The organism is Phytomonospora endophytica, assembly GCF_014202425.1.
Taxonomy (GTDB): domain Bacteria; phylum Actinomycetota; class Actinomycetes; order Mycobacteriales; family Micromonosporaceae; genus Phytomonospora; species Phytomonospora endophytica.
In genome coordinates, this window is sequence record NZ_JACHGT010000016.1 from 92,046 (window position 1) to 118,265 (window position 26,220).

The following is a 26,220-nucleotide window of genomic DNA, read 5'->3' on the forward strand; positions in this document are numbered from 1 at the left end:
TGCCCCCACAGGCATCCATCTCGGCAGAGAGGCCACCATGACCCCCAAAGCCGCGGCCCGCCAAGAACGCAGCGACCTCGCCGACCTCCTCTCCACCCTCACCCCCGCGCAGTGGGACGCCCCGACCCTCTGCGACGGCTGGCGTGTCCGCGACGTCGTCGCCCACGTCATCGGCTACGACGAGATCGGCCTCCTCGGCGCGCTGACCCGCATGGCCAAGGCCGGTTTCAGCCTCGACCGCGCCAACGCCGCGACCCTGGCCACCCCACGCGAACCCGCCGAACTCCTCGACGCCCTCCGCCGCCACCTCACCCCGCGCGGCATCACCGCCGCCTTCGGCGGCCGCATCGCCCTCCTCGACTGCACCGTCCACCACCAGGACATCCGCCGACCCCTCGGCCTCCCCCGCGAAATACCGCCCGAACGCCTCCGGCACGCCCTCGGCTTCCTCCCCCTCGCCTACGCGATCGACGCACCCCGCCGCATCCGCGGCCTCCGCCTCGTCGCCGAGGACATCGACTGGACCCACGGCGACGGCCCCGAACTCCGCGGCACCGGCGAAGCCGTCCTCATGGCCACCGCCGGCCGCCACCGCGCCCTCGACGAACTCACCGGCGACGGCGTCACCGTCCTCGCCGCCCGAATCCGCCGGTGATCCACGTCCGACTCCCCCACCACGACGCCCTTGATCACGTAGCCTCGCAACGGCTTCGGCCACCCGGGACCCACGACGACAGGGGCACCACCATGACGACCACCGCAACCGCGCTCGCCGCCGACGACGCCTTCTTCACCGCCCTGCTCACCGCCGACGGCCGCGCCCTCGACGCCCTCCTCGCCGACGACTTCTCCCTCGTCGACGTCATGGCCGGCCAGCTTGTCCCCCGCGACGCGTTCCTGGGACTCGTCGGCGGTGGCGACCTCGAATTCCTGAAGGTGGACCGCGACGCCACCGACGTCGCCGTGCGCGAGCGCCCCGGCCTCAGCGTCATCACCGGCCGTACCCGCATGACCATGCGCTTCCAGGGCGAGGAAGTCACCGCCGCCAGCCGCTACACGCACGTCTTCGTCAAGGACGGCGGCAACTGGCGCCTCCTCGCCGCCCAGGGCACCCCCGAGGTGGCGTGAACCGTCGGCCTGACGCGATTTCGCGCGCGAGGCAACCGACTCGGCTCTTCAAACGATCTTTACCAGTGCCTTGAGAAACCGAGAAGTTGGCCCAGCCCGTCGCGGAATACGGGCTGGGCCGAGAGGAGCCAATGGTGGAGAAACTCAAAGGCTACGCCGAGTGGCGCACGTCTACCAAGAGTGGACAGACAGGTAACTGCGTGGAGATCGCCGGACTCCCCACGGGAATCGGCATCCGCGACACGAAGGACCGTGCCGCCGGGCACCTCACCGTCACACCAGACGAGTGGCGGGGTTTCCTGGCCACCTTCGCGAAGTAACACGCGCGAGCCCCGGTCCGGGTTTCCCGGGCCGGGGCTCGCGCGTCTCCGATCCGACACTTCACGCCGCCGCATCCGGCTACTGTGGACAGTCGGCCCAGTGGCCTGACCGGGTCGGCCCACCCGGATGCGCAGGAGGTCTCCCCTATGCGGAGCTGGCCTTTCGAAGGACGGCGACACGAACTCGCCACGATCAGGGCCACCTTCGCCGACCCGGACGTCCCCGCGTTACTGCTCCGCGCGCCCGCCGGTTTCGGCAAGACCCGGCTCGCCCGCGAGGCGGTGGACGCCCTGGACCGCCACCACGCATGGGTCTGCGGCACCCGGGCCGCCCGCGCGATCCCCCTCGCGGCCGTCGCCACGCTCCCGCCGGAACCCGCGTGGGCGGGCCGCGAGAAGTCCGTGCTCGTGGTCGACGACGCCAACCTTCTCGACGACGCCTCCAGCGCCGTCATCGCCGGTGTCGTCGCGTCCGGTGCCGCGTTCGCCCTGTTCACCCTCCGCTCCGGCGAACCGCTCGCCGACTGTCTCGCCCGGCTGTTCAAGGACGACGAAGCGCCGGTCATCGACCTGCCCGCCCTCTCCGACGCCGCCATCGACCGGCTCATCGCCCACGACACGGGCGGCTCCATCGACCGCGCGAGCCACCGCCGGCTCCGCAAAGGCGCGTGGGGAAACCCCCTCGCGCTGCGCGAACTCCTGCACGGCGCGGTCCCCGGCGGCCTCACCGAACTCGTCGCCGCGCGCCTCGACGGACTCGACACCGCCACCCGCCGCGTCGTCGAACTCGTCGCCTGCGGCGAACCCGTCCCACTGGCCTTCCTGGAGCGCCTGGCCGGCCCGAAGGCGGTCGCCGCCGCCGAGGACAGCGGCCTCGTCGTGTGCGAACGCAGCGATTCCCGCCTGCACGCCAGGCTGGACCACCCGCTGTTCGGTGAGGTGCTGCGGTCGCGCATGGCCGTCGCCCGCTTCCGCGAACTGCACCGGGCCCTCGCCGGGCAACTCCTCGCCACCCCGATGCGGCGCCACGGCGACACGCTCCTCGCCGCGCTGTGGCAGTTGGAGGGCGGCCGGATCGTGCGGCCCGGACTCGTCCGCGACGGCGCCCGCGAAGCCATCGGCCGAGCCGGACTGCCCCTGGCCGAACGCCTCGCGCGCGCCTACCGCGACACCGTCCCGGGCGCCACGGCCGACCGGCTGCTCGCCGAGATCCTGGAGTACCAGGGGCGCGGCGACGAGGCCGCCGGACTGCTCGTCGACGAACCCCCGGCCCAGCCCGCCGAGCTCCTCGACTGGGCGATCGCCCGGTCGGAACGCCTGTACTGGGCCGGCGGCGACCTCGCCGGAGCCGACCAGGCCCTCGACGCCGCCGGAGGCCATCCGACCGCCGAAGCGCAGCGCGCGTTCATGTACTTCTTCGCCGGACGTTGCGAAGCCGCCGCCGACGCCGCCCGGCGCGTCCTCGCCCACGACGACGCCGAGCCCCGGGCCGCCGCCTGGGCCGCCGCGGCGGGAACCGCGTCGCTGGCGTTCCTGGGAAACCCCGAACAGGCCGACGCGATCCGCGCTCGCGGCGAGCGACTCGTCGCCCGGCACGCGGCGACACTGCCCTGGGCCTGGTTCCAGGTCGGAATCGGTGCCTGCCTCGGCGCTCTGGCCCGCGGGGAGGCCGGCACGGCGGCCGCGATCGCCGCCGATGGGTACGCCCGCGCGAGCGAGCAGGGCGTCCCGATGATGGTCTGCGGCTGGGCCCTGTACGGCGGCATCGCCGCGACCACCCGCGGCGACCTCGCCTTGGGTGACCGGCTGCTGAGCGAGGCGGTCACCGGGTTCACCGCCGCCGACACCTTCCGGCTGCTGCGTTGCTGCCTCGCCGCCCACGCCTGGGTCTTCGCGCTGCGCGGCGACGGCCCCCGCGCGAAGGCCCTCATGGAGCGAGCGGACGCCCTCGGCGACCGCGCCAACGAGGTGTTCGCACCGTGGATCGCCGGCTGGCGCGCGTGGGTTTCCCACGCCGACCGCGACATGCGCGGCGCGGTCGCGCACGCCCGCCGAGCGGCCGAACTGGCCCGTGCCGCCGGTATGCCCGGCGTCGCGGCGCTCGCCGCCTACGACGTACTCCGCCTAGGCGGGAAACCCGAGCAGGCGCCGCACGGACCGGAGGCCGTCGGGACGGCCATGCGCGCCATCGCCGAAGGCCACGGCCGACGACTCGCCGACGCCGCCGAAGCCTTCGCGCGACTCGGGCTGTGGACCCACGCCGCCGAACTCGCCGTCACCGCCGTCGACGCCCACCGTCGCACCGGGCACCACGGCTTGGCCGCGCTCGCCGCGGCACGTTCGGCCGAGTTGCGTCGCCACTGCCCGGAGGTGCGGACACCGCTGATCACGATGCCGGATCTGGGCGCCGCCCTGTCCGTCCGGGAACGGGAAGTGGCGCTTCTGGCGGCGCGATATCCGAGCAAGGAGGTGGCGACACGCCTCAAGATCGCCGTGGCCACCGTGAACAACACGCTCGCGAGGGTGTACGCGAAGCTGGGCATCAACAGCCGGGCGCAGTTGCGCGGCCTGCTCGGTGAGGACACAGGCCGCGGGTGAACGTGCCGCCCTAAACGGGCACGGCGGTGAAGATCCAGCGCTTGTCGTTGCTGGGCACGATCATGGTCTCCACGCCGGTCTCGCCCTGGACCGCGCAGTTGCTCATGTAGAAGACCCGGAAGACGTACCGGATCGCGTAACCGAGGTTCCCGAAGTCGAAGTACAGGATCGTCTGCGGGGAGATCGCGGTGTCGAAGGTGCGCTTGCTCGTCTCCGCGACCGTGTAGGAGTATCCCCTGGTCAGGCTGACACTGCTCTGGAACTCCAGCCCGGTGACGAAGGTGCGCTTGAGTGACTCACTGACCGTGCCGGTCGTGGTCCAGACCTTCGTCGTGGTGCTCGATTCCTCGTAGTGGTAGCCGATGGGGTTGGGCGTGTTGTTGACGTAGGACTCACCGAAGGACTTGATGAAGTGCTCGTCCTGGCTGATGTACTTGAAGCCGTACCACCAGCCGCCGCCACCGTTGTAGTAGTAGTCGGCCAGCGCCGGGTTGGGGGTGCACGCGGCCGACGCGGCGGGCGCGCCGACCACGGTCACGAGCGCGACGGTCAAGGCCGCGACGAGTGTCAGGATGCCGAGCCTGCGCGGTCCGCCGCGGCGTTCGGGGCGTAACGACATGACGTCTCCTTCCCTCGGGTCCTCAGTGGACGGACCCGTCAGGGGAGGACGCTAACGGCCGGGCCGGGCGCGTCGATAGATCAGTGGATCTCATCATCGGCGGGCCGGGCCGCCCGGCGGTGACCACCGCAGGCGGGAAACCGCCTCCGACATGGCGCGTGGCCGGGGTTGACCTCAAGCGGGCTTGAAGTGGTTCCATCGGGGGCATGACGCTCCACGGAACCACCGTCGCCGTCACCGGTGCCGGACGCGACCTGGGCCGCCGCCTCGCGCTGAGTTTCGCCGAGCGCGGCGCCGACGTGCTCGTCGCGGCCCGCGACCTGGCCGCCGCCGAGGCGACCGCCGAAGCCGCGCGCTCACGCGGTCACGGCAAGGCGACCGCCTTCACCTGCGATCTCGCCGATCCCGACTCCGTCCGCGCCTTCGCCGCCGCCGTCGGCGAGCGGGTTTCCCACGTCGACGTCCTCGTCAACAACGGTGCTCCCTACCTGCACGGCGAACTCGACGACGCCACCGACGCCGAGATCACCGCGACCATCACCGCCGGCACCACGGGCACCCTGCTGCTCACGAGGCATCTGCTCCCGCTTCTACGCGCGTCGCCACGGCCTGACGTCGTCACCATCGTGTCGGCGGCAGGAGAACCCGGGCAGCACCGATCGGGCGCGCATCCCGCCTTCTACGCCGCCAAGCACGCCCAGTCCGGCTTGAGCGAGATCCTCTCGGCGCGCCTCCGAGGCGAAGGCGTGCGCGTCATCGCCCTCTACCCGCCCGACCTCGTGCAGGAAGGCCCACGCGTCACGGGCGGCCAGCTCACGGCCGAGTCCGTCGTCGACTGCGTGCTGTTCGCCGTCGGTCAGCCCCGCGACTGCTTCATCCGAGAGTTCCACTTCGAACAGCTATGAGCGAGTTATCCACAACCGGGGAGTTATCCACAGGCTCGCACGGCTCGCCCTTTTCGTTCCGCTTCGCCCCTGCTTTTCTTGACTCAAAGCCCACACGAGCGAGCAGGAGAAGCAGCCATGACCACCGCGACCTTCACCAACGGCACCCACGTCGCCGACCTCTACGCCCCCGACTTCCACCGCCAGGTCACCTCCGGGGACAGGGTCTTCGACCTCACCGCGACGACCCTCGAAGGCGGCCGCCGCTACGCCCTGGAGGTCACCGCGACCGATGAGGAAGGCGCCCAGGTCTCCCACCTGACCGCGGTCGTCGCCGCCACGGCGCTGGCCCAGACGCGCTGGATGTTCGGCCGCCTCGTCGACGAGATCCGCAACGCCCGCAAACGCATGGGCATCGACGACCCACCCGGCCGACGTTAGGACACCGAGACCCCGGTCCGCGGCGGATGCGATCAAGCCGCCGCGAACCGTACGATGCCGCCACGAGCGTTGGGGGACGAGATGGCGTTACCTGGTATCGAGACGGGGATCCTGCGAGCGGCGGGGAAGGCGATCGGCTGGATCACGCCGAAGGCGCGGGTCGCCCGGAAACGCCGCGACATCCGCGAGCACACCCGCGCGCTGACCCCACTCGCCATCGGCGAGGCGACCTTGGCCGAACTCGACGGCGACCGCCAGGCGAGGCTCGCCGCCTTCATCGCGACTCCCGACTTCGAGCAGCTGGCGCTCCAGCTGGCCGTCGCCGAGACCCAGACCGACAAGACGCGCGGCGAGTTCACCGAACTCGTCAAGATCGAACTCTGGCACGGACTCAAACGCGAGCTGGACGTGAAGGAGGATCTGCTCTACCGCCTGCGCGACCTCGTCTTCGACGCACTCGACGTCGCCGTGATCTCGGCGGTGAACGACGAGAGCGTCTCGACTCCGAAGTGGCCGGTGATCGCGCACATGGCGGCGGCGGCCGTTCGCAACGGCGAGCTTCTCGGCACGATCGGCACGCTCGCGGACGTCCAGCGAGTGGCGCGGGCGCTGCGCCGGCAGGTGGCGCTCGCGCACGCCGAGATTCGCCTGCCTCACACGGGGGTGAACAGGGCGGTGCCCTGGGGTCAGCTGTACGTCGACCCGATCCTGTCGTCAGACCACGACTTCGTCGACATCGACGGCCTGTCCGTGCCTGGGACCCGGACCGTCATCCTCGGTGATCCCGGCGCCGGCAAGTCAACGCTCACCGAGAAACTCGCTCACGACATCGCCACGACACCCGATGACCAACGGGTTCCGTTCCGCGTCGTGCTCAGAGAACTATCGGAGGTACTCCGAACGGAGAAGATCCGCCTGGCCGAACACCTCAGCCGTACCGCGGCGGAACCCTACAACGTGGCCCTGGCTCCGGAGGCCGTCGAGTACCTGCTGCTCAACGGTCGCGCGGTGGTGATCCTCGACGGCCTCGACGAACTCACCGACATCGCCCTCCGCTCACGACTGGCGAGACTCGTCGAGTCCTTCGCGACCATGTATCCGACGGTGCCGATCATCGTGACCTCACGCAAAATCGGCTACCGGGAAGCGCCCCTGAACCAGCAGGCCTTCCGGTCGGTCCAGATCGCGGCCATGGACGACGACCGTGTCCACCGGTACACGAACAATTGGTTCGCCCTCGATGAGAGCATGGAATCCAAGGCCCGCGCGAGTCTGCACAAGTCGTTCATCGCCGAAAGTGAGTCCATTCGCGACCTCCGATCGAACCCCTTGATGTTGTCCCTACTCTGCGCAACCTATTCGGCCGAACGGTACATCCCTCGCAATCGAGCCCTGGTCTACGAGAAATGCGCACTGCTGGTGTTCGATAGCTGGGACCGCATGCGGGGCATCGACCCGGAGCATCGCTTTCACGGCTACGTCCGGGGCGCCGTCCAGGAACTCGCATGGCGGTTGTTCACGGATCGAGGATCCGCCCAGATCACCCGCACCGCCGCCAAGAGGATCATCGTCGACCAGCTGGTCGGGAAGGGCTTCCGGGAAGAGGAGGCCGACGTCAGCGCGGAGGGTTTTCTCGACTTCTGCGCGGGCCGCGCGTGGGTCCTGGCGGAGGTAGGTACGACCTCCGCGGAGCCGATCTATGGCTTCGCTCATCGCACCTTTCTTGAGTACTTCACCGCCGAGCACTTGGTCAGGCACCATCCCGAGCCCGCCGGCCTGCGGAAAGTCCTGGCACCACACGTCGCCACGAGTGAATGGGAGGTGGTGGCCCAACTATCGCTCCAGCTGCTGGCACGGAACCGCCATGACGGAGCCGAGGATTTCATCGCCGCGATACTCACTGAAGGTCCGCCGTCAGCCGCGATCGTTTCTTTCCTGAGCCGTATCAGCGGCGAACTGGTACTCGCACCAAAGACCCTGTGGCAGATAGCAGATCTGGCTATTGAATCCGTCTTGTCCCTGCCGCTGACCACGCGTGTGAGCTTCTGGCCTCCCGAAGACCTCACGGCATCGCTGCGAACAGATCAACATCTGGTGTATCTACTGAACCACAGCCTTGAGGACAATCGCCCACATATTAGACGGCACCTGGAGTCTAGAATAGCCGAGGAGAACACGGCGGGAAACACGGTACTCCAGGTGGCATGGGAGGTTCATCGGGCCATGTCCTTTGGCGAGCACGAAGCGTTCGACTCCAGGAAACGTGATGCCCTTCGCCTCCAGGACGGACCTGTTCCCGCCTATCGATGGTTCACCTACGACCGCAGCCACATGTTTCCCGCGGTCGGATCGGTTCTCTGCTCTCCGCAGCACCGTGGGCTAAGCGGAGAGGGGATCGAGGAACGAGCGCTCCCGAGCCGGCTCATGAACACCCCGACTCCCTGGCTTCCGCGAGCTCAGTGGCGGCAGTCGTACGAAAGCTCCGACCACATCATCGATTCCTTCCCTCAGTTCGATCCCGAGGCGGCCGGAGGAGAACTCGGCGCACAGCTGGTCGTGGGCCTGCCCTACCTGGAAACCGCCGATTCCCGTGCGGCACTGGACCACATGGGCATCTCATCCGTCCCCCTCGCCGCCGCCCTCGTCGAGATGCGCCGGAGCCGCGACCCCGAGCTGCCCCTCCCATCCCATTGCCTCCCACCCGACATCCTCGACTTCCTGCTCCGCTGGGCCCGCCACGAGTTCTCCGTCATCGGTTGACCCAACGCACCCACCTGGCCTCCCGTCCCGCCCCTCCCACCCGAACCGCCCCTTTCGATCATCGACAGCGCGTGTCACCTTGGATTCCATGGCGCCACCCGACCACCCCGAGCCCCGTCTCGCGCACTGGGAGCAACGCACCCGGTGGATCCTCACGACGCTCGCGGTCGTCTTCCTCGTCGCCTACGCCATCCCCGTCCTGTGGCCCGGCATCCCCGAGTGGGGCAGGACCTGTGCCGTGGTCGTCGACATCGGGGTGTGGGCCGCGTTCGCGGCCGACTATGTCGCGCGGCTCGTCATCGCGCGGAACAAGCGGGCCTTCATCCGCGCGAACCTCATCGACCTCGCGATCGTCCTGCTGCCGCCAGCACGGCCACTACGGCTCCTGCGCGTCATCGTCGTCCTCGTCGAGGCCGTGACCCGGCAGGCGCATGTGCGGGCCCGCGCGCGGCTCGCCGTCTTCGTCGGCGGGACGGTCGTCCTCATGGTCCTCGTCTCGGCGCTCGCGGTGCTCGACGCCGAGCGCGGCGCCGTCGACGCGAAGATCCTCACCTACGGCGACGCGCTCTGGTGGGCACTGGTCACGGTCACGACCGTCGGCTACGGCGACTACTTCCCCATCACCGTCGAGGGCAAGGCGGTCGCCGTCACGCTCATGCTCACCGGCATCGGCCTCATCGCGTTCGTCACCGGCTCCCTCGCGTCCTGGGTGGTCGAGAAGGTCGCCGCCGAGGACGAGGAGTCCGACAAGGAGACCCGCGAGGACATCGCCGACGTCCTCACCGAGGTCCGCGCCCTGCGCGCCGAGATCGCCGAACTGCGCTCCTCCGGCGCGCCGAACCACGACCCGGCTAAGCCACCGTCGCCACGGTCCGCAGCCGATCCAGCGCCTCCACCGACGGCGACCCCTCGGGAGCCGTGAACACGAACAGCCGCTGATCGGCCTCCGGCGAGACGAGAACCTCGCAGTCGAGCTCGATCTCCCCGACCGCCGGGTGCCGCACACGCATCCGGTTCCCGCGCAACACCCCCACCTCGTGCAGCTCCCACAGGCGCGCGAACTCCCCGCTGGCCTCCAGCAGCCTCGCGACGAGCCTCGCCGCCTCGGCGTCCTTCCCACCGCGGCGCCCGACGGCGGCACGCAGGTCGGCGACGTGCAACCGCGCCTGGCGCGCGTGCTCGCCGGGCGCGTAGGCCTCGCGCGCGGCCGGGTCGGTGAACCACCGCCACACGACGTTGCGCCCGTGCTCCGACACCGTGCACACCCCGCCGAGCAGGTCGCGCGCGAGCGCGTTCTGGGCGAGGACGTCGCCGAGATCGGACACGATCTGGGCCGGAGTGTCGGCGAGCCGGTCGAGGAGGAACAGCAGCCCGGGCCGAACGCGGTCGCCGGTCGGCGCTCCGGCGGGCGGGCGGTGTCCGGCGAGGAGATGGAGATGGTCACGTTCGTCGTCGCCGAGCCGGAGGGCACGGGCGAGCGCGGTGAGGAGTTGCGTGGACGGCTGTGGGCTGCGGCCCTGTTCGAGGCGGCCGTAGTAGTCGGCCGACATGCCGGCGAGGGCGGCGACCTCCTCGCGGCGGAGGCCGGGTGTGCGGCGCCGGGTCCCGGTGGGGAGGCCGACGTCGGCGGGGGCGAGTCCTTCGCGGCGTCGGCGCAGGAAGTCGGCGAGCTGGCCGCGGTCCATGGTCACGTCGTCGATGGTGCCCGGGTGAGGGCGGTGTAGCCAGGGACCGGCGATCCCCGGGTAAACGCTCCTCTTGTCGTCGGCGCCTTCCGGCGGGAGCGTTCGAGCCGCGCCGGAGGTTCCGGCGCGGGGAACGAAGGCGGGATCATGGCCACGGTCGAGGTGGGAAACGCGCAGGTCAGGTACGAGATCGCGGGTGAGGGTCCGGCGCTGATGCTGGTGCACGGCACGGGGTCGGCGGGTGCGGCGCTGACGTGGGGTCAGCTGGTGCCGATGTTCGCGGGCAGGACGGTGATCACACCGGACCTGTCGGGCTCCGACGCGACAAGCGACGACGGTGCTCCGCTGACGCTCGACGTGCTCGCCGAGCAGGTCGTCGCGGTGATCGAGGCGGCCGGGTGCGGGCCGGTGGATCTGCTGGGCTTTTCGCTTGGCTCGCCGGTCGTGGCGACGGTTGCGGCGCGGCGGCCCGACCTGGTGCGGCGGCTCGTGCTGGTCGCGGGCTGGACGCGCACGGAAGGCGACGTCCACCTGTCGGCGACCTTCGACCTGTGGCGGCGGCTCGGTGTGAACGACCCGGTCGCCTTCGGCCGTTTCGTCGCGCTGACCGGTTTCAGTCGCGGTTTCCTCGACGGTCTGGGCGATGAGGGCTTCGCCGGGATCGCGGGCAACATGCCGCCGACGCCGAACACGCTGCGGCAGGTCGACCTCAACGCGCGTGTCGACGTGCGCGACGTCCTCTCGCACGTCACCGCGCCGACGCTCGTGATCGGCGGGACGCGCGACGCGACGGTGCCGGTCGAGCACAGCCGCGCGCTGCACACCGCGATCGCCGGGAGCTCTTACGCCGAACTCGACGCGGGGCACGTCATGTTCTTCGAGCGCGCGAAGGAGTTCGTCGACGTCGTCGTCGCTCACCTCGACGCCTGAGCCGGTGCGATGTTTCACGTGAAACGGAACACGAAGGGGCGGCCCGAGGCGATGTTTCACGTGAAACATCCGTTCGAGCCGCCCCGAAGGCCGACGGCGGCTACGCCTCCGGCGCCTCACCGATCGGGTGCAGCAGGATCTCGAAGTTCAGCGGCTCGCCGTCCGGACCCGGCGCGGCCGAGATGTGCGCGGCGATCTCGTGGGCGCGCTTCTCCTCGGACTCCAGCAGCCACCACCCGGCGAGGAACTCCTTCGTCTCCGGGAAGGGCCCGTCGGTGACGATCGGCTCGCCGTCGGCGTCGGCGCGGACGACCCGAACCGTCTCGGGCCCGGCCAGGCCCTGCGCGTCCAGGAACTCGCCGGGACGGAAGTAGTTCTCGTTGAGGTCGCGCATGAAGTCGATGTGAGCGTGAATGGCCTCTTTCGGCCAGCCCTGGATCGCGGTCACGTCCTGCGCCGTCGCCTGCATGATGAGCATGTACTTCATGGCTCGTTCCGCTCCTCGCGGTCGTCGGGCGCCTTCCTTGAGCGCCTCGTCTACAGCCTGGTCGGAACCGGCCGGGCCGTTTCGACATGATGGCGCAAAAAACGCGCCCCCGGCTTCGAGCCGGGGGCGCGCGCACGGATCTGGTAGCCGGTCACCGCGTCGTGTTGAGGCCGCTCGGTGCACCCGAACGGATCTTGTCGCCGGCGCGTCCGGCGAAGTCGCTGGCCTTGTCGGCCAGCTGCCCCGCCTTGTCACGGGCGCTGCCGGCCAGGTCGGCGGCCTTGTCCTGAGCCTTGCCGGCCAGGTCCTTGGCCTTGTCACCGGCATCACCGGCGACGCCCTTGACCTTGTCGGCGGCATCACCGCCGGCCTCTCGAAGGTCCTCGGCCGCCTCCGCGGCCGTGTAGTCCTCCCATTGGCCTCGACGGCGCTTCACCAGGCTCATTACCGCGACCCCGGCGACGGCCGTCACGCCGATGGCACCGGCGATCCACGGCCACCGGCGACGTTTCGGGGGCTTGCGAAGCCCGATCGTGACCATCGCGCTGTCCACCCGAGGACCGATGCGCTCCGCCGCTCCTTGCGCGGCGTGCGTCGCGGCCGTTCTGAAGTGGCCAAAACTCTGGCCGAGCTCGTTGCGTACAACCTGTGTACGGTTCTTAGCAGTTTTACCGAAAGGCACCGCTGTCCACCTCCTCTTCGCCAGTTGCTTACCCGGCTACCCCGCTCATCATGCACCTTTTGCGTTCGGCTGTTGCCCGATTCGGCGGGCCCGATCAAGCCCATGGCAGGATGGGTCGCATGACCACCGCAACGCTGCACACCAACTTCGGCGACATCAACCTCAACCTGTTCGACAACCACGCGCCCAAGACGGTGCGTAACTTCGTCGGACTCGCCGAAGGCACCCAGGAGTACACCGACCCGAAGACGGGCGACAAGGGCTCGGGCCCGTACTACGACGGGGTCATCTTCCACCGGGTCATCAAGGACTTCATGATCCAGGGCGGCGACCCGACGGGCACCGGGCGGGGCGGCCCGGGCTACACCTTCAACGACGAGATCCACCCCGAGCTGCAGTTCACCAAGAAGTACCAGCTGGCCATGGCCAACGCGGGCATCCAGATGGGGCAGGGCACCAACGGTTCCCAGTTCTTCATCACCACGACCGCCCCGAACTGGCTCAACGGGAAGCACACCATCTTCGGTGAGGTCGCCGACGCCGCCTCCGAGGCCGTCGTCGACGCGATCAACGCCAACCCGACCAGCCCCGGCGACCGTCCGGTCAAGGAAGTCGTCATCCAGAGCGTGACGATCAAGAAGTAGCGAAACGACCAGTCGACCGACGGCCCGGAGCGTGCGCTCCGGGCCGTCGCCGTGTCGGCGCGCGACGGCACGGTCGAGTTCAGCGTCGCCTCAGCCGCGCCGCGTATCCTTCGTGCTGTTGCTTTCACACCGGCGAGACGTGAGGGGAGGGAGCGCGGCACCGGCGCCGATCGGCCCACCGCGCAAACCCATTGGACGCAGGCCAGATCGGTTCGCTCACGTGCTACCGGCACCCGCAGCGTGAGACCTATGTCCGCTGCTCAAGGTGCAATCGCCCGATCTGCCCGAACTGCATGAACGAGGCCTCGGTCGGCTTCCAGTGCCCCGAGTGCGTCTCCGAGGGCCGCCGCACGACGCGGCAGGCGACCGGACGCTTCGGCGGCGGGACCGTCGCGAAGACCGAGTACGTCACCTTCGCCCTGATCGCGATCAACGTCGCGGTGTTCCTCCTCGACGCCGTGCTGTCCAAGGGCACCTCGCTCGGCGGCTTCGGTATCGGTGGGGGCGGCGGGTTCAGTCCCGCGCAGCTCTACGGCGCCGTGCTCGGCGTGAGCGCCGAGTCGGGCGGGACGCTGTACACGGGCATCGCCGACGGCGCCTACTACCGGCTCATCACCGCCGACTTCGTGCACTTCGGGCTGCTGCACATCGCCTTGAACATGTGGGCGCTGTACGTGCTGGGCCGATACCTGGAACGCACCCTCGGGCACCTGCGGTTCGCGGCGTTGTACCTGGTCGCGGGCATCGGCGGGAACGTCGCGGTGTACATGTTCAGCGAGCCGCTGCAACTGTCGGCCGGCGCGTCGACCTCGATCTTCGGCCTCTTCGTGGCCGTGTTCTTCATCAACCGCAAACTCGGCCGCGAGACGACCTCGATCGTGGTGCTGCTCGTCATCAACGTGATGGCGACGTTCTGGGTGAAGTCGATCAGCATCGCCGGGCACATCGGCGGGCTCGTCACCGGCGCGCTGCTCGCGCTCGGACTCGCCTACGCGCCCCGGAAACAGCGGGCCCTCGTGCAGTGGGGGACGTTCGCGGTGGTGCTGATCGTGCTCGCCGTGCTGACGGTGATGAGGACGCAGACCTTGCTGGACAGCTCGCTGTATTAGGTGGGGGGTGGCCGGCGCGGGCGGGAAGCGCGCGCCGTTTCACGTGAAACATTCGTTCGAAGGGGCGCGCCGGCGAGGGTCGGCGTGCCCCTTCGGTGTTCGTCGGGTGGAGGTCGGCGCACGCCTCTCTGCGCGAGCTTGACGGGGGGTTTCACGTGAAACGGGAAGGTCGGGCGGCCGGGCCGTCCGTTTCACGTGAAACATCCGGCCCAACGTGGCCTCGCGCGGGGTGATGCGAGCTGCTCGCGGGGGCAGGTTGCTCGCCGGACTCGCCGTGACGTGCTCACGCGACCCGCTTGATGCGCTCGCCGCCGCAGGCCCGCCAGGCGTTTCCCCTACGGCATGCTGGGGCCCGGCCACAATGCCCGTCGACCGAACCCCTCGTCTGGCGCCTCCTCACACGAGGCGCTGGCCGCCGTCGATGTGCACGACCGAGCCCGTCGTGAAGCCGTTGCGTGAGACCGCGATGAACGCGTCGGCCAGGTCTTCGGCGCGGCCGACGCGGCCTACGGGGAGTCGGGCGGCCATGGCGGCGAGGCGGGTGTCGCGTTCGTCGCCGGCGAGGCGGTCCCACAGGTCGGTGTCGACCCAGCCCGGCGCGACGGCGTTCACGCGGATCGGCGCGAGTTCGACGGCCAGGGCACGGACGAGCGCCTCGACGGCGCCGTTGGCCGCGGCGATCACCGCGCCGCCGGGGGCGGGGCGGTGGGCGTTGAAGCCCGCCGTGATCGTCAGCGACTCGGCGACACGGCCCTGCGCGTACTTCGCCAAGAGCAGCGGCCCGACGACCTTCGCGTCGAAGGCGGCGTGGACGCGTGCGGGGTCGAGCGCGGCGACGGGCAGGTAGGCGTCGCGGACGTCGACGGCCGTGGTCACGACGTGGTCGACGGGGCCGGCGTGGTCGTAGAGCTCGACGATCGTCTCCTCGTCGGCGAGGTCGACGGTGTGGGCGCGCAGGTCACCGTCGGGGAGGGCGACGGCGGCCCGCTTGAGCCGGTCGGCGTCGCGGCCGGCGATGACGACGGACTCGCCTCGCGTGAGGAGGGCCGCCGCGAGGGCCCGGCCCATGCCCGATCCGCCGCCGATGATCAATGTGGTGGTCATGGCTCGATCCTGCGGCGAACACGGCCGCGCGTTCAGGGCGAACCTCACCCGGGTGCGCCACACCCACCCTCGTGGCACCCTTGGCCCGTGGACAACGAGCTCGGCGTCTTCCTGCGCGCGAGGCGGGCACGCGTGACGCCCGCCGACCTCGGCCTCCCCGACGGCGACCGCCGCCGCACCCCCGGCCTCCGCCGCGAGGAGCTCGCCGCGAAGGCGGGCGTGAGCGTCGACTACTACACCCGCCTCGAACAAGGCCGCGAGTCGCGGCCGAGCGGCCAGGTCGTCCGCGCGCTCCAGGCGGCCCTGCTCCTGAACGCCGACGAACGCGCGCACCTCGACGCGCTCGTGGCACGCGCGTCGGGTACGGCGGTGGAGCCGGTGCCCGCGCCGGAGGTGACGCCGGCGCAGCGGCGGCTGGTCGAGGCCGTGCGGCCCGCGCCCGCATACCTGCTCAGCCGCGTCAGCGACGTGCTCGCCGCCAACGCCGAAGGCCTCGCGCTCCTGCCCGGGCTGGCCGGGGCTCCCGCGCGGATGAACACCATCCGGTACGTGTTCCTCGACCCGGCCGCCCGCGAACGTCTCGGCGACTGGGCGGCCTCCTGCGCCGACAACGTCGCGCACCTACGCTCCGTCGCCACCACCGACCCCGGCGCCGCCGACCTCGCCGAACTGGTCGGCGAGCTCACGGCGGCCTCGCCCGAGTTCACCGCGCTCTGGGCGCGTTACGACGTGCGCAAGTGGACGGGGAGGGCGAAGGTCTTCCACCACCCGGGGGCCGGGGAACTGTCGCTCACTTCGGAGACCCTGACGCTGCCCGAAGGCGGACGGCGGCTCGTGGTCTACCAGGCCGAGCCGGGATCACCTTCGGCCGCGGCGTTGGCGCGGCTGGCCGACGTGGGCTGACGGCGACACGGCTCAGCGTCGCGAGGGTTCGGGTCAAGTCGCGGTGCGGTCACTCAGGGCCGAGGCCCGGCGCTCCCCCAAGGTGAACGTCGACTCACCTTGTCGCGTGAGCTGACGCCCGTACTCGTCCCGGCGGCCGTGGGCGACGCGAGCGCCGTCGGGGCCGATCTCCAGCGGTGGGTCCGAGCGCACTTGGTGACGGGCGACGACCGCGAGGTCGTCGGCGGGGTCAGCCCGACGCGAGTGCGCGCAGGCCCGCGCTGATCCGTTCGGGTGTCGGCGCGCCGTCCGGGTCGATCATCCATTGCACGAGCAGTCCCGACAGCATCGTCATCACGACGGCTCCGAGCGACGCCCTGTCCTCGGCGTCGAGGCCCGTACCGAGTGCGCCGCCGAGTTCCGTCCTGGCGATCTGTTGGTCTTCGGCGATGCGGGCGCGCAGTTCGGGTGAGTGCAGGGCGGCGGCGAGCGCCTCGATGTTGGCGGCCCAGAGCTCGCGTTCGGTGACGAAGGATCCCGTCAGCCTCGACCACAGGAAGTCCAGGCGCGGTTCGAGGTCGTCGCCGACGGCGATGCTGCGCACGATCTCGTCGACGGCGTCGGCGACCGACTCGACCATCGCCTGGTGGAGGAGGGCCTCGCGGGTGCGGAAGTGGTAGTTGATCGCCGCGAGGTTCGTCCCGGAGACGGCCACGATGTGGCGCACGGTCGTCTTGGCGTAGCCGCGTTCGGCCAGGCATTTCTTGGCCGCGACGAGAAGATCATCTCGGGTTCCCATCGGTCGAGGCTAGCGCATGGTGAACGCTTGTTCGTGACGAGCGACTGTGACGACCGTTCCATACACGCGTTTGAGAACGTCCGGACGCAGCACACGCACGTGCCACTAGGCCTGCCCGTCGGCCGACTCCCCGGCCCGTGTCAGGCGGCCAGCGCCCGGTCCATGAGCAGGTAGAGCGCGCCCGAGACGTCACGGCCGCCGGTGCTCGCGTAGGCCGAGACCTGCCGCCGTCCGTCGACGCTGCTGAAGGTCACGCCCTGGAATCCCGGCCCGCCGCCGCCGTGCCCGATCACGCGCCCGTAGGGCAGGTCGGCGATCTCGATGCCCAGCCCGTAGCCGGTTCCCCGCGCGTCGAACATCCGCGTCGTGTCCACGAGCCGTCCGGCGACCAGCGCCCCCATGAAGGTGTTGAGGTCGGCGGTAGTCGAGATGAGTTCGCCGGCGGCGCCCTGCATCGTCGGGTTCATCTCGGTGACGTCGACGGGCGTGCCGTCGGCGGCGAGCGCGTAGACGTGCGCGTGCGGGCCGGGCACCCGGGTCGCCGTCCCCGGAAGGAAGGTGTCGCGCAGCCCGAGGGGGCGCAGGATCCGGCGCTCGATCTCACGGGCGTGGCCACGCCGGGCGGCACGCTCGATGATCATGCCGAGGAGGATGTAGCCGGTGTTGGAGTAGGCCTGACCTTCACCGGGCGGGAACGTCGGCGGCCGCGTGACGCCGAGGACGACCAGTTCGCGGGGCGTGTAGGTCCGGAACCTGTTACGCAGGAAGGTCTCGGTGTCCGGGAGGACGACGGCGGTGTAGTCGGCGAGGCCGCCGGTGTGGCGCAGCAGGTGCTCGACGGTGATGTCGCGGCCGCCGGGGACCAGGCCGGGCAGCCACTTCTCGACGGTGTCGTCGAGGCGGAGCCGTCCCTCGTCGGCGAGTTGCAGGACGACGACGGCCACGAAGGGCTTGATGACGCTCCCGGCGCGGAAGCGTCCGTGCGCGGGCGCGGGACGGTGCCCGTCGATGGTGACCGTGCCCGCCGCGGCACGTCGCGCGGCGGCGCCCGAGCGCGTCTCGGCCAGCGCGGAGACCGCGCCCGCCGCGACGACGGCGGCGAGGTCCCGGTCGAGCACCGGCGGTGCCGCCTTCGCGTCCTTCCCGGTCGCCAGAAGCGTGGTGGCTCCGGCGATCCCGCCGAGCAGTGCCCTGCGTGCGACGCCCATGCGTGTACCCCTTCGGTGCGGTGTCAAGGAAATGGTCGCCGCCGACGGGACCGGTCGCATCGGACCGCGGGAGTAGGGGAAGCCCGGAGGAATCCCCTAAGGTCGGGGGGTGAGCCGCACCGAGGAGGACGTCAACCGCCGCATGCTGCGCGCACGCGACGCGATGGACCGTGCCTACGCCGAAGCTCTCGACGTCCCCGCGCTCGCGCGCATCGCGCACGTGTCGGAGGCGCATTTCAACCGGACCTTCCGCGCGACCTTCGGCGAGACCCCGCACCGCTACCTCCAGCGCCGCCGGGTCGAGCGGGCGATGTTCCTGTTGCGGCAGACCGAGAAGAGCGTCACCGACATCTGCTTCGAGGTCGGCTTCGCCAGTCTCGGCACCTTCAGCCGCACCTTCACCGCGATCGTCGGCCGCTCCCCGCGCGCCTACCGCAACCACATCCCACCGACCGTCTACGTCCCGACCTGCTTCACCAAGGCCTGGGGACGGCCGAGCGCCTGACCGGCGAAGACAGCGGTTTTGGATAAGTTTCGCGGGCCCGGTCTCGGTAACGTCGTCAGCATGTTCAACAACATCACGCACTCGCAGATCTTCGTCCTCGACCAGCAAGAGGCCCTCGACTTCTACGTCGGCAAGCTCGGCCTCGAAGTCACCGCCGACGTCGACATGGGCTTCATGCGCTGGCTCACCGTCGGCATCCCCGGCGACACCGACCGCCAGATCCTGCTGGAGACGCCCGGCCCGCCGCGGATGTCGGAGGAGACCGCCGAGCAGGTCCGCTCGCTGATCACCAAGGGCGCCATGGGCGGCAGCCTCATCTTCACCACCGACGACTGCCGCAAGACCTACGAGACGCTCAAGGAGAAGGGCGTCGAGTTCACCGACGAGCCCACCGAGCAGCCCTACGGCATCGACTGTGGCCTGCGGGATCCGTTCGGCAACAGCATCCGCTTCACGCAGCTGAGGAAGTAGCCGTGATCGCCCGGGCGCCACGGCGCCCGGGCGGCGTTCGATCGTGACGATAGCCTTCGCGGGAACCCTTGCCAGGTAAAGGAAGGAACGCGAAGTGACCGCAGGACCGGCGAGCCGCCGGCTGGTGCTCAAAACCCACACCGGTGTCATCGAACTCCAGCGCAGCGCCGAGGAACTGGGCTTCGACTCACTGGGCATGCTCGACCGGGACCCGGTACGCCGCACCTACACCGAACTGGCCTGGGAAGCCCGCGACGGCGTCACCGTCCACTACGTCGAGGACGAGTTCGCCGACGAGCGCTTCGTCGTGGCGCGCGGTGGGACGTCCGACGCACGCGAGGACGTTCTCGACCGCTTCGCCGAGGTCGTCGACGTGTGGTCCCTCGACGACCTGATGTACGAGGTCTCGGCCGCGCGCTACGCCTCAGGCCGTGCCCGCGCGGTGATGCGCCTCGGCGTGGGATCGCCGCTGACGGCCGTCGACAGTGTCGTCGTCCGGATCACCCACGCGGCAACGGATCCCGATCCACGCGTGCGCAAGGCCGCCGTGTGGGCGATGGCCTACGCCGACTGGCCCGAGTACGGCGACGCGCTCGTCTACGCCGCCGCCGACCACGACCTGGGCATCGCCCGCGCGGCCACGACGGTCCTGGACCGGCTGGGCGAGGCGGCGTAGACGGTCCACTGTGGCCGGAGCGCTTGGGCGGTCCCGGTGATGCGGCGTAGCGCGAGGCGACCCGAAAGCGGTGCTCGTCCAGGATCGAACCCACCGCCTTGCACCGGCGACGAAGCGGCCCCGCACCTTGAAGTGCGGGGCCGCTTCCGTTGCGTCTAGAACCCCAGATCCCGCGCGATGATCATCCGCTGGACCTCGCTCGTACCCTCGCCGATCTCCAGGATCTTCGAGTCGCGCCACATGCGCGCCACCGGGTACTCGTTCATGAACCCGTAGCCGCCGTGGATCTGCGTGGCCGCGCGGGCGTTGTCGACCGCGCCCTCCGAGGCGTGCAGTTTCGCGATCGCGGCCTGCCGCTTGAAGGGCTCACCGGCCAGCATCCGCGCGGCGGCGTCGTAGTAGGCCAGCCGCGAGGTGTGCGCCCGGGTCTCCATGTCGGCGATCATGAACTGGATCGCCTGGTTGTCACCGATCGGGCGGCCGAAGGCCTCACGCTGGTGGGCGTACTTGATCGACTCGTCGACGCAGCCCTGCGCCAGACCGACCGACAGCGCGGCGATCGCGATGCGCCCCTCGTCGAGGATCCGCAGGAACTGCGCGTACCCGCGCCCGCGCTCACCGACCAGATTGGACAGTGGGACACGCACGTCGTCGAAGAACAGCTCGCGGGTGTCCGAGGCGAGCCAGCCGACCTTCGAGTACTCGTCGGCGACGGTGAAGCCCGGCGTCCCGCGCGGCACGATGATCGAGGAGATCTCCGGGCCGCCCTTGTCGGTCGTTCCGGTGACCGCGGTGACCGTGACGAAGTCGGTGATGTCGGTGCCGGCGTTGGTGATGAAGCACTTCGAGCCGTTGATGACCCACTCGTCACCGTCCACGACGGCCTTCGTGCGGGTGGCGCCGGCGTCCGAGCCGCCACCGGGCTCGGTCAGCCCGAAGGCCGCGAGGGCCTCACCGCGGCACAGCCTCGGCAGCCACTTCTCCTTCTGCTCCTCGGTACCGAAGCGGTAGATCGGCATCGCCCCCAGCGACACGGCCGCCTCAAGCGTGATCGCGACCGACGAGTCGACGCGCGCCAGCTCTTCGAGGGCGAGGCACAGCGCGAAGTAGTCGCCGCCCATGCCGCCGTACTTCTCGTCGAACGGCAACCCGAACAGGCCCATCTGCCCCATCTGGCGCACCAGCTCGTAGGGGAACCTCCGCTGCTCGTAGAACTCGCCGATGACCGGCGCGACCTTGTCGGTGGCGAAGGCCCGTACGGTCTCCCGCAGCGCGGAATACTCTTCGGACAGTCCAAAGTGCATGGCCGTACTCCTTCTTAGACAGGGGTGATGCCGTGGCGACGGCGCGAGAAGGTGCGGTCCTTGGTCGCGGCGGCGGCGTAACGGGCGATCAGCTCGTCGCGCAGCCGTTCCGGGTCGATGATCGTGTCGACGACCAGCTCGGCGGCCAGATGGGTGATGTCGATGTCTTCCTCGTAGGCGGCGCGCTGCTCGGCGACGAACCGCGCGCGCTCGTCGGCGTCCTCGATCGCGGCGATCTTCTTGGCGTACACGGCGTTCACGGCGGCGTCGGCGCCCATGACGGCGATCTTCGCCGTCGGCAGCGCGATCGTCGCGTCGGGCGCGAAACCGGGCCCGGCCATGGCGTACAGCCCAGCGCCGTAGGCCTTGCGGACCACGACGCACATCTTCGGCACCGTCGCCTCGGAGATCGCGCTGATCATCTTGGCACCGTGGCGGATGATGCCCTGCTTCTCCACGGCCGTGCCGACCATGAAGCCGGGCACGTCGGCGAGGAACAGCAACGGCACGTTGAACGCGTCGCACAACTGCACGAAACGCGCGGCCTTGTCGGCGGAGTCGACGAACAGCACGCCGCCCTTGAACAGCGAGTTGTTCGCCACGATCCCGACCGGCTGCCCGTTGAGCCGCGCGAACCCGGTGGTGAGCTCCTTGGCCCAGCGCGCCTGGATCTCGAAGAAGCTGCCCTCGTCGACGATTCCCTTGACCAGCTTGCGGATGTCGAAGGCCTGCCGCTCGTTCGGCGGGACCACCGTCGCCAGGTCGGCCGCCTCCGGCTCGCGGGCCTCGACGACCGGCGGTTGTCCACTGTGGTTGGACGGCAGGTAGGAGAGGTACTCGCGGACGACCTGGAGCGCGTCGGCCTCGGTCTTGCACAGGAAGTGCCCGACGCCCGACTCGGTCGTGTGCATCTTGGCACCGCCCATGGCCTCCAGGGTCGTCTTCTCCCCGGTGACCATCTCCACCATGCGGTCCGAGCCGAGGTACATCGAGGCGTTGCCCTCGACCATCGCGACGACGTCGCAGAAGGCCGGGATGTAGGCGCCGCCGGCCGCGCTCGGCCCGAACAGCGCGCACACCTGCGGGATGGAACCCGACGCGCGAACCTGGTTGTAGAAGATCTTGCCCGCGCCACGGCGGCCCGGGAACAGCTCGACCTGGTCGGTGATCCGCGCGCCCGCCGAGTCGACGAGGTAGACCATCGGCACCTGCGTCTCGTAGGCGCGCTCGGTGATCCGGATCAGTTTCTCGACCGTCCGCGCGCCCCACGACCCGGCCTTCACCGTCGAGTCGTTGGCGGCGACGCACACCCGCCGACCGTCCACAGTGGCCGTTCCGGTGACCACGCCGTCGGCGGGCAGGTTCGGTTCACCGCCGGGACCCGTCGACAGGGCGTTGGCGAACAGCCCGTCCTCGACGAAGGAACCCTCGTCGACCAGCAGCGCGATGCGCTCGCGGGCGAACAGTTTGCCCTTCGCGCGGTTGGCCGCGTGGTACTTCTCGGCCCCACCGGACCGGATCTGCTTGGAGAGCTCGTCGAGGTTGTGCTCGTGGTTCATACCTGCCGCCTCGCTGCGCCGGACGTCCCTTAACGAACGTTAGGGTATCCGGGATCGTGGGGGCTTGCACAGGCGGTCGGCACGCAAAGACGGGAGCGACCTCGCGGTCGCTCCCGTCGTCGAGCGTATGGAGCGGCGGCCTAGCGGCCGTTGTTCGCGGTGGCGTCGCCGTGGCAGCCGGCGTTGGCCAGGCCGAGGATGGCGATCGAGTTCCCGCACACGGTGACCGGGACCTGCACGTCGGTGTCGACCTGGTTGCCGTTCAGCAGACCGTAGTTGTCACCCGTGGTGAGGTTGTGACCGTGACCGTGGCCGTTGCCCGCGTGGCTCGGCTTCGTGGTCGCCGTGGAGTTGCCCTTGCAGCCGGAGTTGGCGACACCGAGAATGGCGATCGAGTTCCCGCAGAGGCTGATCGGCGCCTGGATTCCGGTGATGACCTGGTTGCCGTTTCCGGCACCGTAGTTTCCACCGGTAGTCGCGTTTCCACCGGCCTGCGCGGTACCACCCGCGAGAAGAACCAGACCGGCGGCGATCATGCCGACTCGTACGCCGTTGCGCGCGAGGCTTGAGTTCATGGAGACTTCCTGCCTTTCGGTTGAATCGTCACTTCGTCGTCGTCTTGCCTGCCTGGGTGGCCAGGACTTTCGCACCACCAATGTGCCCGTGAGGAATGCCTCACGTGGTGCCACCGTATGGGGAAACGAGCGGACACGGGGCGAGGAAACGGATTTCAGCTAAGTTCCTCATCTTCTCTGCGCTTTCCGGTGATGCGTTTTTCCCGTGCACATAGACGTGCACCAATGAATCGGACCGAAGATGAGAAGGAACGACGAGGTGAAAGGCGGTCAGATATCGACAGACGCTGTTTTATGACGGTCACGGCCCGTCACAACGGCAGCTCGAAATTCTGTGCCCGCGCGTCGACGTCCAGCCCGGCCAGTTCCAGCGCGCGGCGGATCACGGCGTCGTCGCCGTCCTCGAACTCGAAGACCGTCAGGGCCGAGATCCGCGGGTACTCATCGCGCAGGTACTCGATCAGCGCGGCGATCAGTCCCGACAGGGTCTCGGCGCCCAGGCCGCCGTCCTCGATGGCCTCACCGGCGTTGACGTAGGCGCGCGTGCCACCCAGATCGAGGTGGATGCGCGCGGGCCCGGCCTCGACGCCGCCGTCGGGCATCGGCCGCGCCTCGACCTGCGGGACGACGAAGGGCCGCGTCCAGGTCGCGGTCTCCGCGCGCCAGATCCGGCCGATCTCCTCGACCGTCCGCGCCCCCAGCGCCCGCGCGGCGGCGCCCGCGGGCCCCGTGTCCTGCCCGGCCCACCGGAGCGTGCCGAAGCCGCCTTCACGGGCCTTGTCGGCGGCCGTGCGGAAGATGGCCTCGTAGGCGGCGACCTCGTCGTCGTCCGGAGGCAGGTCGTCGTAGGCCTCGGCCTGGAGCTGCCGCGTCAGCCGGGACGCGAGGAGAGTCTCCACCCAGGCCCCGTCCTCGGCGGGGTAGACGGTGGCCCAGGCCAGGAGCTCGCCGTCCCGGCGGGCGGAGGCCGTGCCGATCGGGTCGGGCTGCCCCGGCTGCTCGATCTTCTCCGGCTCGGGGTGCCCGGCCCCGGCGTACACCTCGGCGGCGAGGGCGAGATCGGCGTCGGGGGCGGGGTTCCACTCGGTCTCGATGCTCATGGCCCCATCCTGGCCGACCGCGGTGGTCCGGGTCACAGGTTCGGCCGATCCCCACTGGTTAACGTGAAGGGGTGACCACCCGCGAAGATCTGCGCGACTTCCTGCGCACCCGCCGCGCCCGTCTCACGCCCGCCGACGTCGGCATGCCGCCGGGGACGCGACGGCGGACGCCTGGGCTGCGACGGGAAGAGGTCGCGGTCCTCGCGGGAGTCGGCGTGTCCTGGTACACGTGGCTGGAGCAGGGGCGCGACATCACGGCGTCGGCGCAGGTCCTCGACGCGATCGCCCGGGCGCTGCGCCTCGACGAGGCCGAGCGCCGGCACCTGCATCTGCTCTCGGGCCTGTCGGAGCCGCTGCCGACGGCAGGTCCCGCGCGGCCCGTGCCCGACGAGCTGCGCCGGATCCTCGACGGCTGGCTGCCGCGGCCGGCGTACGTCATCGACCGCTATTGGAACTTCCTCGCCCTCAACAAGGCCGCCGAGATCGTCTTCGGCTTCGGTGAGACCGACCACAACTGCCTGGTCAGCTTCTTCACCAACGTCCGCTACCAGGCCGCGATCCAGCACTGGCGGGACGTGTCGGTGGACATGGCCGCGATGTTCCGCGCGGAGTCGGCGCACCACCCCGGCGACGGGCACTTCGCCGAGATCGCCGCCGACCTCGCCACCATCAGCGAGGATTTCGCCGAGGTCTGGGCGCGCCACGACGTCCTCGAACCCGGTCCGGGCCTCAAGGCGGTCATGCACCCTGCCGTCGGCGACCTCGTCTTCGAGAACGTGCCGCTGCCCCTGCCGGGCCGGCCGGGCGAGCGGCTCGTGCTGCACAACCCGAAGCCGGAGAGCGGGACCGCCGAGAAGCTGGAGACGCTGATGGCGGGCGCGGCGGCCTTAGCCGGGTGGTGACGGACCCCGGATAAAGGGCGTCAGTTTCGGTGGCGCCCACCGTCGCAGGCTTGGCCGCATGAACCGATTCGCGGGCAAGATCGCACTCATCACCGGCGGCACGAGCGGCATGGGGCTGGCCACGGCCCGGCGCTTCCTCGACGAGGGCGCGTCGGTCGTCATCACCGGACGGTCCCGGGCGGGGCTCGACAAGGCGGTCGCCGAGCTGGGCGCCGAGCGGGTGACCGCCGTCGTCGCCGACACGTCCGACCTCGACGACATCGACCGGCTCATGTCGGTGATCACCGAGGAGCACGGCCGGATCGACGTGCTGTTCGCCAACGCCGGTGTCGGCGGCTTCGCGAACTTCGCCGAGGTCACGCCGGAGTTCTTCGACGAGGTCGTCGGCGTGAACTTCAAAGGGCTCTTCTTCACCGTGCAGAAGGCCGTGGCGCTCATGGGCACCGGGAGCTCGATCGTCCTGAACTCGTCGTGGACGATCAACCGGGGCATGTCGATCGCGACGGTGTACTCGGCGACGAAGGCGGCCGTGCACAACCTGGCGCGGACGCTGTCGGCCGACCTCGGTCCGCGCGGGATCCGCGTCAACTCGATCAGCCCCGGCTACATCGCCACCCGCATGGCCGCCGAGGCCATGGACGACGAGACGCGCGCGGCGGCCGCCGCCGAGACCGTCTCGGGCCGACTCGGGACGAGCGAGGAGATCGCGGGGACGGTGGCGTTCCTGGCGAGCGCCGACGCGGCCTACGTGAACGGGCAGGACCTGATCGTCGACGGCGGGTTGGTGGGGGCGATTCCGGTGGGGTGACGGGGGACCCCACGATCCCGGCGCCCTCGCGGGCGCCGGG

At 70.1% G+C, this 26,220-nt stretch carries 28 protein-coding genes; 17 read left to right on the forward strand and 11 right to left on the reverse strand.

The genetic code is table 11. The features are described 5' to 3' along the window. Window positions 1-37 precede the first annotated feature (37 nt). The 4 genes from HNR73_RS30640 (at window position 38) to HNR73_RS30655 (ending at window position 4,046) form a co-directional block, all read left to right on the forward strand. Window positions 38-655 carry a maleylpyruvate isomerase family mycothiol-dependent enzyme gene (locus HNR73_RS30640; RefSeq protein ID WP_184791168.1) on the forward strand — a complete coding sequence of 206 codons (618 nt, stop codon included), beginning with the start codon at window positions 38-40 and terminating at the stop codon, window positions 653-655. 92 nt (window positions 656-747) lie between these two features. Further along, the gene (locus HNR73_RS30645; protein ID WP_184791169.1) at window positions 748-1,128 is read left to right on the forward strand and encodes a nuclear transport factor 2 family protein; all 381 of its coding nucleotides are present in this window, start codon (window positions 748-750) and stop codon (window positions 1,126-1,128) included. Window positions 1,129-1,262: 134 nt separating this feature from the next. After that, on the forward strand, window positions 1,263-1,448 hold the full coding sequence (locus HNR73_RS30650) for a DUF397 domain-containing protein (RefSeq protein ID WP_239121941.1): 186 nt from the start codon (window positions 1,263-1,265) through the stop codon (window positions 1,446-1,448). Window positions 1,449-1,595: 147 nt separating this feature from the next. Continuing rightward, window positions 1,596-4,046 carry a LuxR C-terminal-related transcriptional regulator gene (locus tag HNR73_RS30655; protein ID WP_184791171.1) on the forward strand — a complete coding sequence of 817 codons (2,451 nt, stop codon included), beginning with the start codon at window positions 1,596-1,598 and terminating at the stop codon, window positions 4,044-4,046. A 10-nt stretch (window positions 4,047-4,056) separates the two neighbouring features. Here HNR73_RS30655 and HNR73_RS30660 read toward each other — a convergent pair whose 3' ends face one another. Then, window positions 4,057-4,665 (reverse strand): hypothetical protein, encoded by a 609-nt coding sequence (locus tag HNR73_RS30660; protein WP_184791172.1) that lies wholly within the window; start codon window positions 4,663-4,665, stop codon window positions 4,057-4,059. Window positions 4,666-4,871: 206 nt separating this feature from the next. Between HNR73_RS30660 and HNR73_RS30665 the strand changes: the two genes are divergently transcribed. The 4 genes from HNR73_RS30665 to HNR73_RS30680 all read left to right on the forward strand — a co-directional run bounded on the left by HNR73_RS30665 (window position 4,872) and on the right by HNR73_RS30680 (window position 9,672). Further along, window positions 4,872-5,570, forward strand: coding sequence for an SDR family NAD(P)-dependent oxidoreductase (locus HNR73_RS30665; RefSeq protein ID WP_184791173.1), 699 nt, complete (start codon window positions 4,872-4,874; stop codon window positions 5,568-5,570). A 117-nt stretch (window positions 5,571-5,687) separates the two neighbouring features. Further along, entirely contained in the window at window positions 5,688-5,990 is a 303-nt protein-coding gene (locus HNR73_RS30670) for a hypothetical protein (protein ID WP_184791174.1), read from the forward strand. 69 nt (window positions 5,991-6,059) lie between these two features. Then, on the forward strand, window positions 6,060-8,750 hold the full coding sequence (locus HNR73_RS30675) for an NACHT domain-containing protein (RefSeq protein ID WP_184791175.1): 2,691 nt from the start codon (window positions 6,060-6,062) through the stop codon (window positions 8,748-8,750). Window positions 8,751-8,838: 88 nt separating this feature from the next. Further along, window positions 8,839-9,672 carry a potassium channel family protein gene (locus HNR73_RS30680; RefSeq protein ID WP_184791176.1) on the forward strand — a complete coding sequence of 278 codons (834 nt, stop codon included), beginning with the start codon at window positions 8,839-8,841 and terminating at the stop codon, window positions 9,670-9,672. Here HNR73_RS30680 and HNR73_RS30685 read toward each other — a convergent pair. Beyond that, window positions 9,602-10,435: a helix-turn-helix transcriptional regulator gene (locus HNR73_RS30685; protein ID WP_184791301.1), complete on the reverse strand. Its 834-nt coding sequence runs from the start codon at window positions 10,433-10,435 to the stop codon at window positions 9,602-9,604. The two genes, HNR73_RS30680 and HNR73_RS30685, sit on opposite strands and share 71 nt — an antisense overlap. Window positions 10,436-10,582: 147 nt before the next feature. Between HNR73_RS30685 and HNR73_RS30690 the strand changes: the two genes are divergently transcribed. Then, a complete protein-coding gene (locus HNR73_RS30690; RefSeq protein ID WP_184791177.1) occupies window positions 10,583-11,365 on the forward strand; it encodes an alpha/beta fold hydrolase in 783 nt (260 codons plus the stop codon). 100 nt (window positions 11,366-11,465) lie between these two features. On the opposite strand, the gene HNR73_RS30695 is transcribed toward HNR73_RS30690, so the two are convergent. Beyond that, window positions 11,466-11,852: a YciI family protein gene (locus tag HNR73_RS30695; protein WP_184791178.1), complete on the reverse strand. Its 387-nt coding sequence runs from the start codon at window positions 11,850-11,852 to the stop codon at window positions 11,466-11,468. Between the two features lie 151 nt (window positions 11,853-12,003). Next, the gene (locus HNR73_RS30700) at window positions 12,004-12,534 is read right to left on the reverse strand and encodes a YtxH domain-containing protein (protein ID WP_184791179.1); all 531 of its coding nucleotides are present in this window, start codon (window positions 12,532-12,534) and stop codon (window positions 12,004-12,006) included. 119 nt (window positions 12,535-12,653) lie between these two features. On the opposite strand from HNR73_RS30700, the gene HNR73_RS30705 reads away from it, so the two are divergent. Further along, a complete protein-coding gene (locus HNR73_RS30705; protein WP_184791180.1) occupies window positions 12,654-13,178 on the forward strand; it encodes a peptidylprolyl isomerase in 525 nt (174 codons plus the stop codon). A gap of 293 nt (window positions 13,179-13,471) precedes the next feature. Continuing rightward, window positions 13,472-14,287, forward strand: coding sequence for a rhomboid family intramembrane serine protease (locus HNR73_RS30710; protein WP_184791181.1), 816 nt, complete (start codon window positions 13,472-13,474; stop codon window positions 14,285-14,287). A 396-nt stretch (window positions 14,288-14,683) separates the two neighbouring features. Here HNR73_RS30710 and HNR73_RS30715 read toward each other — a convergent pair whose 3' ends face one another. Then, entirely contained in the window at window positions 14,684-15,391 is a 708-nt protein-coding gene (locus tag HNR73_RS30715; protein ID WP_184791182.1) for an SDR family oxidoreductase, read from the reverse strand. A gap of 87 nt (window positions 15,392-15,478) precedes the next feature. Between HNR73_RS30715 and HNR73_RS30720 the strand changes: the two genes are divergently transcribed. Further along, window positions 15,479-16,294 (forward strand): helix-turn-helix transcriptional regulator, encoded by an 816-nt coding sequence (locus HNR73_RS30720; RefSeq protein ID WP_184791183.1) that lies wholly within the window; start codon window positions 15,479-15,481, stop codon window positions 16,292-16,294. Window positions 16,295-16,523: 229 nt separating this feature from the next. Here HNR73_RS30720 and HNR73_RS30725 read toward each other — a convergent pair whose 3' ends face one another. Together HNR73_RS30725 and HNR73_RS30730 are read right to left on the reverse strand one after the other, a co-directional pair. Next, a complete protein-coding gene (locus tag HNR73_RS30725; RefSeq protein WP_184791184.1) occupies window positions 16,524-17,072 on the reverse strand; it encodes a TetR/AcrR family transcriptional regulator in 549 nt (182 codons plus the stop codon). A gap of 140 nt (window positions 17,073-17,212) precedes the next feature. Then, the gene (locus tag HNR73_RS30730; protein WP_184791185.1) at window positions 17,213-18,280 is read right to left on the reverse strand and encodes a serine hydrolase domain-containing protein; all 1,068 of its coding nucleotides are present in this window, start codon (window positions 18,278-18,280) and stop codon (window positions 17,213-17,215) included. A 109-nt stretch (window positions 18,281-18,389) separates the two neighbouring features. Between HNR73_RS30730 and HNR73_RS30735 the strand changes: the two genes are divergently transcribed. The 3 genes from HNR73_RS30735 (at window position 18,390) to HNR73_RS30745 (ending at window position 19,932) form a co-directional block, all read left to right on the forward strand. Further along, complete coding sequence (locus tag HNR73_RS30735) at window positions 18,390-18,785, forward strand: helix-turn-helix domain-containing protein (RefSeq protein ID WP_184791186.1); 396 nt, start codon at window positions 18,390-18,392, stop codon at window positions 18,783-18,785. A gap of 60 nt (window positions 18,786-18,845) precedes the next feature. Continuing rightward, complete coding sequence (locus HNR73_RS30740) at window positions 18,846-19,256, forward strand: VOC family protein (RefSeq protein ID WP_184791187.1); 411 nt, start codon at window positions 18,846-18,848, stop codon at window positions 19,254-19,256. Between the two features lie 94 nt (window positions 19,257-19,350). Continuing rightward, complete coding sequence (locus tag HNR73_RS30745) at window positions 19,351-19,932, forward strand: HEAT repeat domain-containing protein (protein WP_184791188.1); 582 nt, start codon at window positions 19,351-19,353, stop codon at window positions 19,930-19,932. Window positions 19,933-20,087: 155 nt separating this feature from the next. Here the strand turns inward: HNR73_RS30745 and HNR73_RS30750 are convergent, their stop codons facing one another. The 4 genes from HNR73_RS30750 to HNR73_RS30765 all read right to left on the reverse strand — a co-directional run bounded on the left by HNR73_RS30750 (window position 20,088) and on the right by HNR73_RS30765 (window position 24,470). Then, window positions 20,088-21,236, reverse strand: coding sequence for an acyl-CoA dehydrogenase family protein (locus tag HNR73_RS30750; protein WP_184791189.1), 1,149 nt, complete (start codon window positions 21,234-21,236; stop codon window positions 20,088-20,090). Between the two features lie 14 nt (window positions 21,237-21,250). Beyond that, window positions 21,251-22,795 (reverse strand): acyl-CoA carboxylase subunit beta, encoded by a 1,545-nt coding sequence (locus tag HNR73_RS30755; protein ID WP_184791190.1) that lies wholly within the window; start codon window positions 22,793-22,795, stop codon window positions 21,251-21,253. Window positions 22,796-22,935: 140 nt separating this feature from the next. Continuing rightward, window positions 22,936-23,370 carry a chaplin family protein gene (locus HNR73_RS30760; protein ID WP_184791191.1) on the reverse strand — a complete coding sequence of 145 codons (435 nt, stop codon included), beginning with the start codon at window positions 23,368-23,370 and terminating at the stop codon, window positions 22,936-22,938. A 311-nt stretch (window positions 23,371-23,681) separates the two neighbouring features. Continuing rightward, the gene (locus HNR73_RS30765; protein ID WP_184791192.1) at window positions 23,682-24,470 is read right to left on the reverse strand and encodes a hypothetical protein; all 789 of its coding nucleotides are present in this window, start codon (window positions 24,468-24,470) and stop codon (window positions 23,682-23,684) included. 71 nt (window positions 24,471-24,541) lie between these two features. Between HNR73_RS30765 and HNR73_RS30770 the strand changes: the two genes are divergently transcribed. Continuing rightward, window positions 24,542-25,372: a helix-turn-helix transcriptional regulator gene (locus tag HNR73_RS30770; protein WP_239121942.1), complete on the forward strand. Its 831-nt coding sequence runs from the start codon at window positions 24,542-24,544 to the stop codon at window positions 25,370-25,372. A 58-nt stretch (window positions 25,373-25,430) separates the two neighbouring features. Further along, window positions 25,431-26,180 carry an SDR family NAD(P)-dependent oxidoreductase gene (locus HNR73_RS30775; protein ID WP_184791193.1) on the forward strand — a complete coding sequence of 250 codons (750 nt, stop codon included), beginning with the start codon at window positions 25,431-25,433 and terminating at the stop codon, window positions 26,178-26,180. Window positions 26,181-26,220 lie beyond the last annotated feature (40 nt).

Excerpts from the sequence above, each read along its gene's own strand:
- HNR73_RS30640 (WP_184791168.1), top strand. The coding sequence starts at position 38 with ATGACCCCCAAAGCCGCGGCCCGCCAAGAACGCAGCGACCTCGCCGAC.
- HNR73_RS30645 (WP_184791169.1), top strand. The coding sequence starts at position 748 with ATGACGACCACCGCAACCGCGCTCGCCGCCGACGACGCCTTCTTCACC.
- HNR73_RS30655 (WP_184791171.1), top strand. The coding sequence starts at position 1,596 with ATGCGGAGCTGGCCTTTCGAAGGACGGCGACACGAACTCGCCACGATC.
- HNR73_RS30660 (WP_184791172.1), bottom strand. The coding sequence starts at position 4,665 with ATGTCGTTACGCCCCGAACGCCGCGGCGGACCGCGCAGGCTCGGCATC.
- HNR73_RS30665 (WP_184791173.1), top strand. The coding sequence starts at position 4,872 with ATGACGCTCCACGGAACCACCGTCGCCGTCACCGGTGCCGGACGCGAC.
- HNR73_RS30670 (WP_184791174.1), top strand. The coding sequence starts at position 5,688 with ATGACCACCGCGACCTTCACCAACGGCACCCACGTCGCCGACCTCTAC.
- HNR73_RS30680 (WP_184791176.1), top strand. The coding sequence starts at position 8,839 with ATGGCGCCACCCGACCACCCCGAGCCCCGTCTCGCGCACTGGGAGCAA.
- HNR73_RS30685 (WP_184791301.1), bottom strand. The coding sequence starts at position 10,435 with ATGGACCGCGGCCAGCTCGCCGACTTCCTGCGCCGACGCCGCGAAGGA.
- HNR73_RS30690 (WP_184791177.1), top strand. The coding sequence starts at position 10,583 with ATGGCCACGGTCGAGGTGGGAAACGCGCAGGTCAGGTACGAGATCGCG.
- HNR73_RS30695 (WP_184791178.1), bottom strand. The coding sequence starts at position 11,852 with ATGAAGTACATGCTCATCATGCAGGCGACGGCGCAGGACGTGACCGCG.
- HNR73_RS30705 (WP_184791180.1), top strand. The coding sequence starts at position 12,654 with ATGACCACCGCAACGCTGCACACCAACTTCGGCGACATCAACCTCAAC.
- HNR73_RS30710 (WP_184791181.1), top strand. The coding sequence starts at position 13,472 with ATGAACGAGGCCTCGGTCGGCTTCCAGTGCCCCGAGTGCGTCTCCGAG.
- HNR73_RS30715 (WP_184791182.1), bottom strand. The coding sequence starts at position 15,391 with ATGACCACCACATTGATCATCGGCGGCGGATCGGGCATGGGCCGGGCC.
- HNR73_RS30725 (WP_184791184.1), bottom strand. The coding sequence starts at position 17,072 with ATGGGAACCCGAGATGATCTTCTCGTCGCGGCCAAGAAATGCCTGGCC.
- HNR73_RS30730 (WP_184791185.1), bottom strand. The coding sequence starts at position 18,280 with ATGGGCGTCGCACGCAGGGCACTGCTCGGCGGGATCGCCGGAGCCACC.
- HNR73_RS30740 (WP_184791187.1), top strand. The coding sequence starts at position 18,846 with ATGTTCAACAACATCACGCACTCGCAGATCTTCGTCCTCGACCAGCAA.
- HNR73_RS30750 (WP_184791189.1), bottom strand. The coding sequence starts at position 21,236 with ATGCACTTTGGACTGTCCGAAGAGTATTCCGCGCTGCGGGAGACCGTA.
- HNR73_RS30755 (WP_184791190.1), bottom strand. The coding sequence starts at position 22,795 with ATGAACCACGAGCACAACCTCGACGAGCTCTCCAAGCAGATCCGGTCC.
- HNR73_RS30760 (WP_184791191.1), bottom strand. The coding sequence starts at position 23,370 with ATGAACTCAAGCCTCGCGCGCAACGGCGTACGAGTCGGCATGATCGCC.
- HNR73_RS30765 (WP_184791192.1), bottom strand. The coding sequence starts at position 24,470 with ATGAGCATCGAGACCGAGTGGAACCCCGCCCCCGACGCCGATCTCGCC.
- HNR73_RS30775 (WP_184791193.1), top strand. The coding sequence starts at position 25,431 with ATGAACCGATTCGCGGGCAAGATCGCACTCATCACCGGCGGCACGAGC.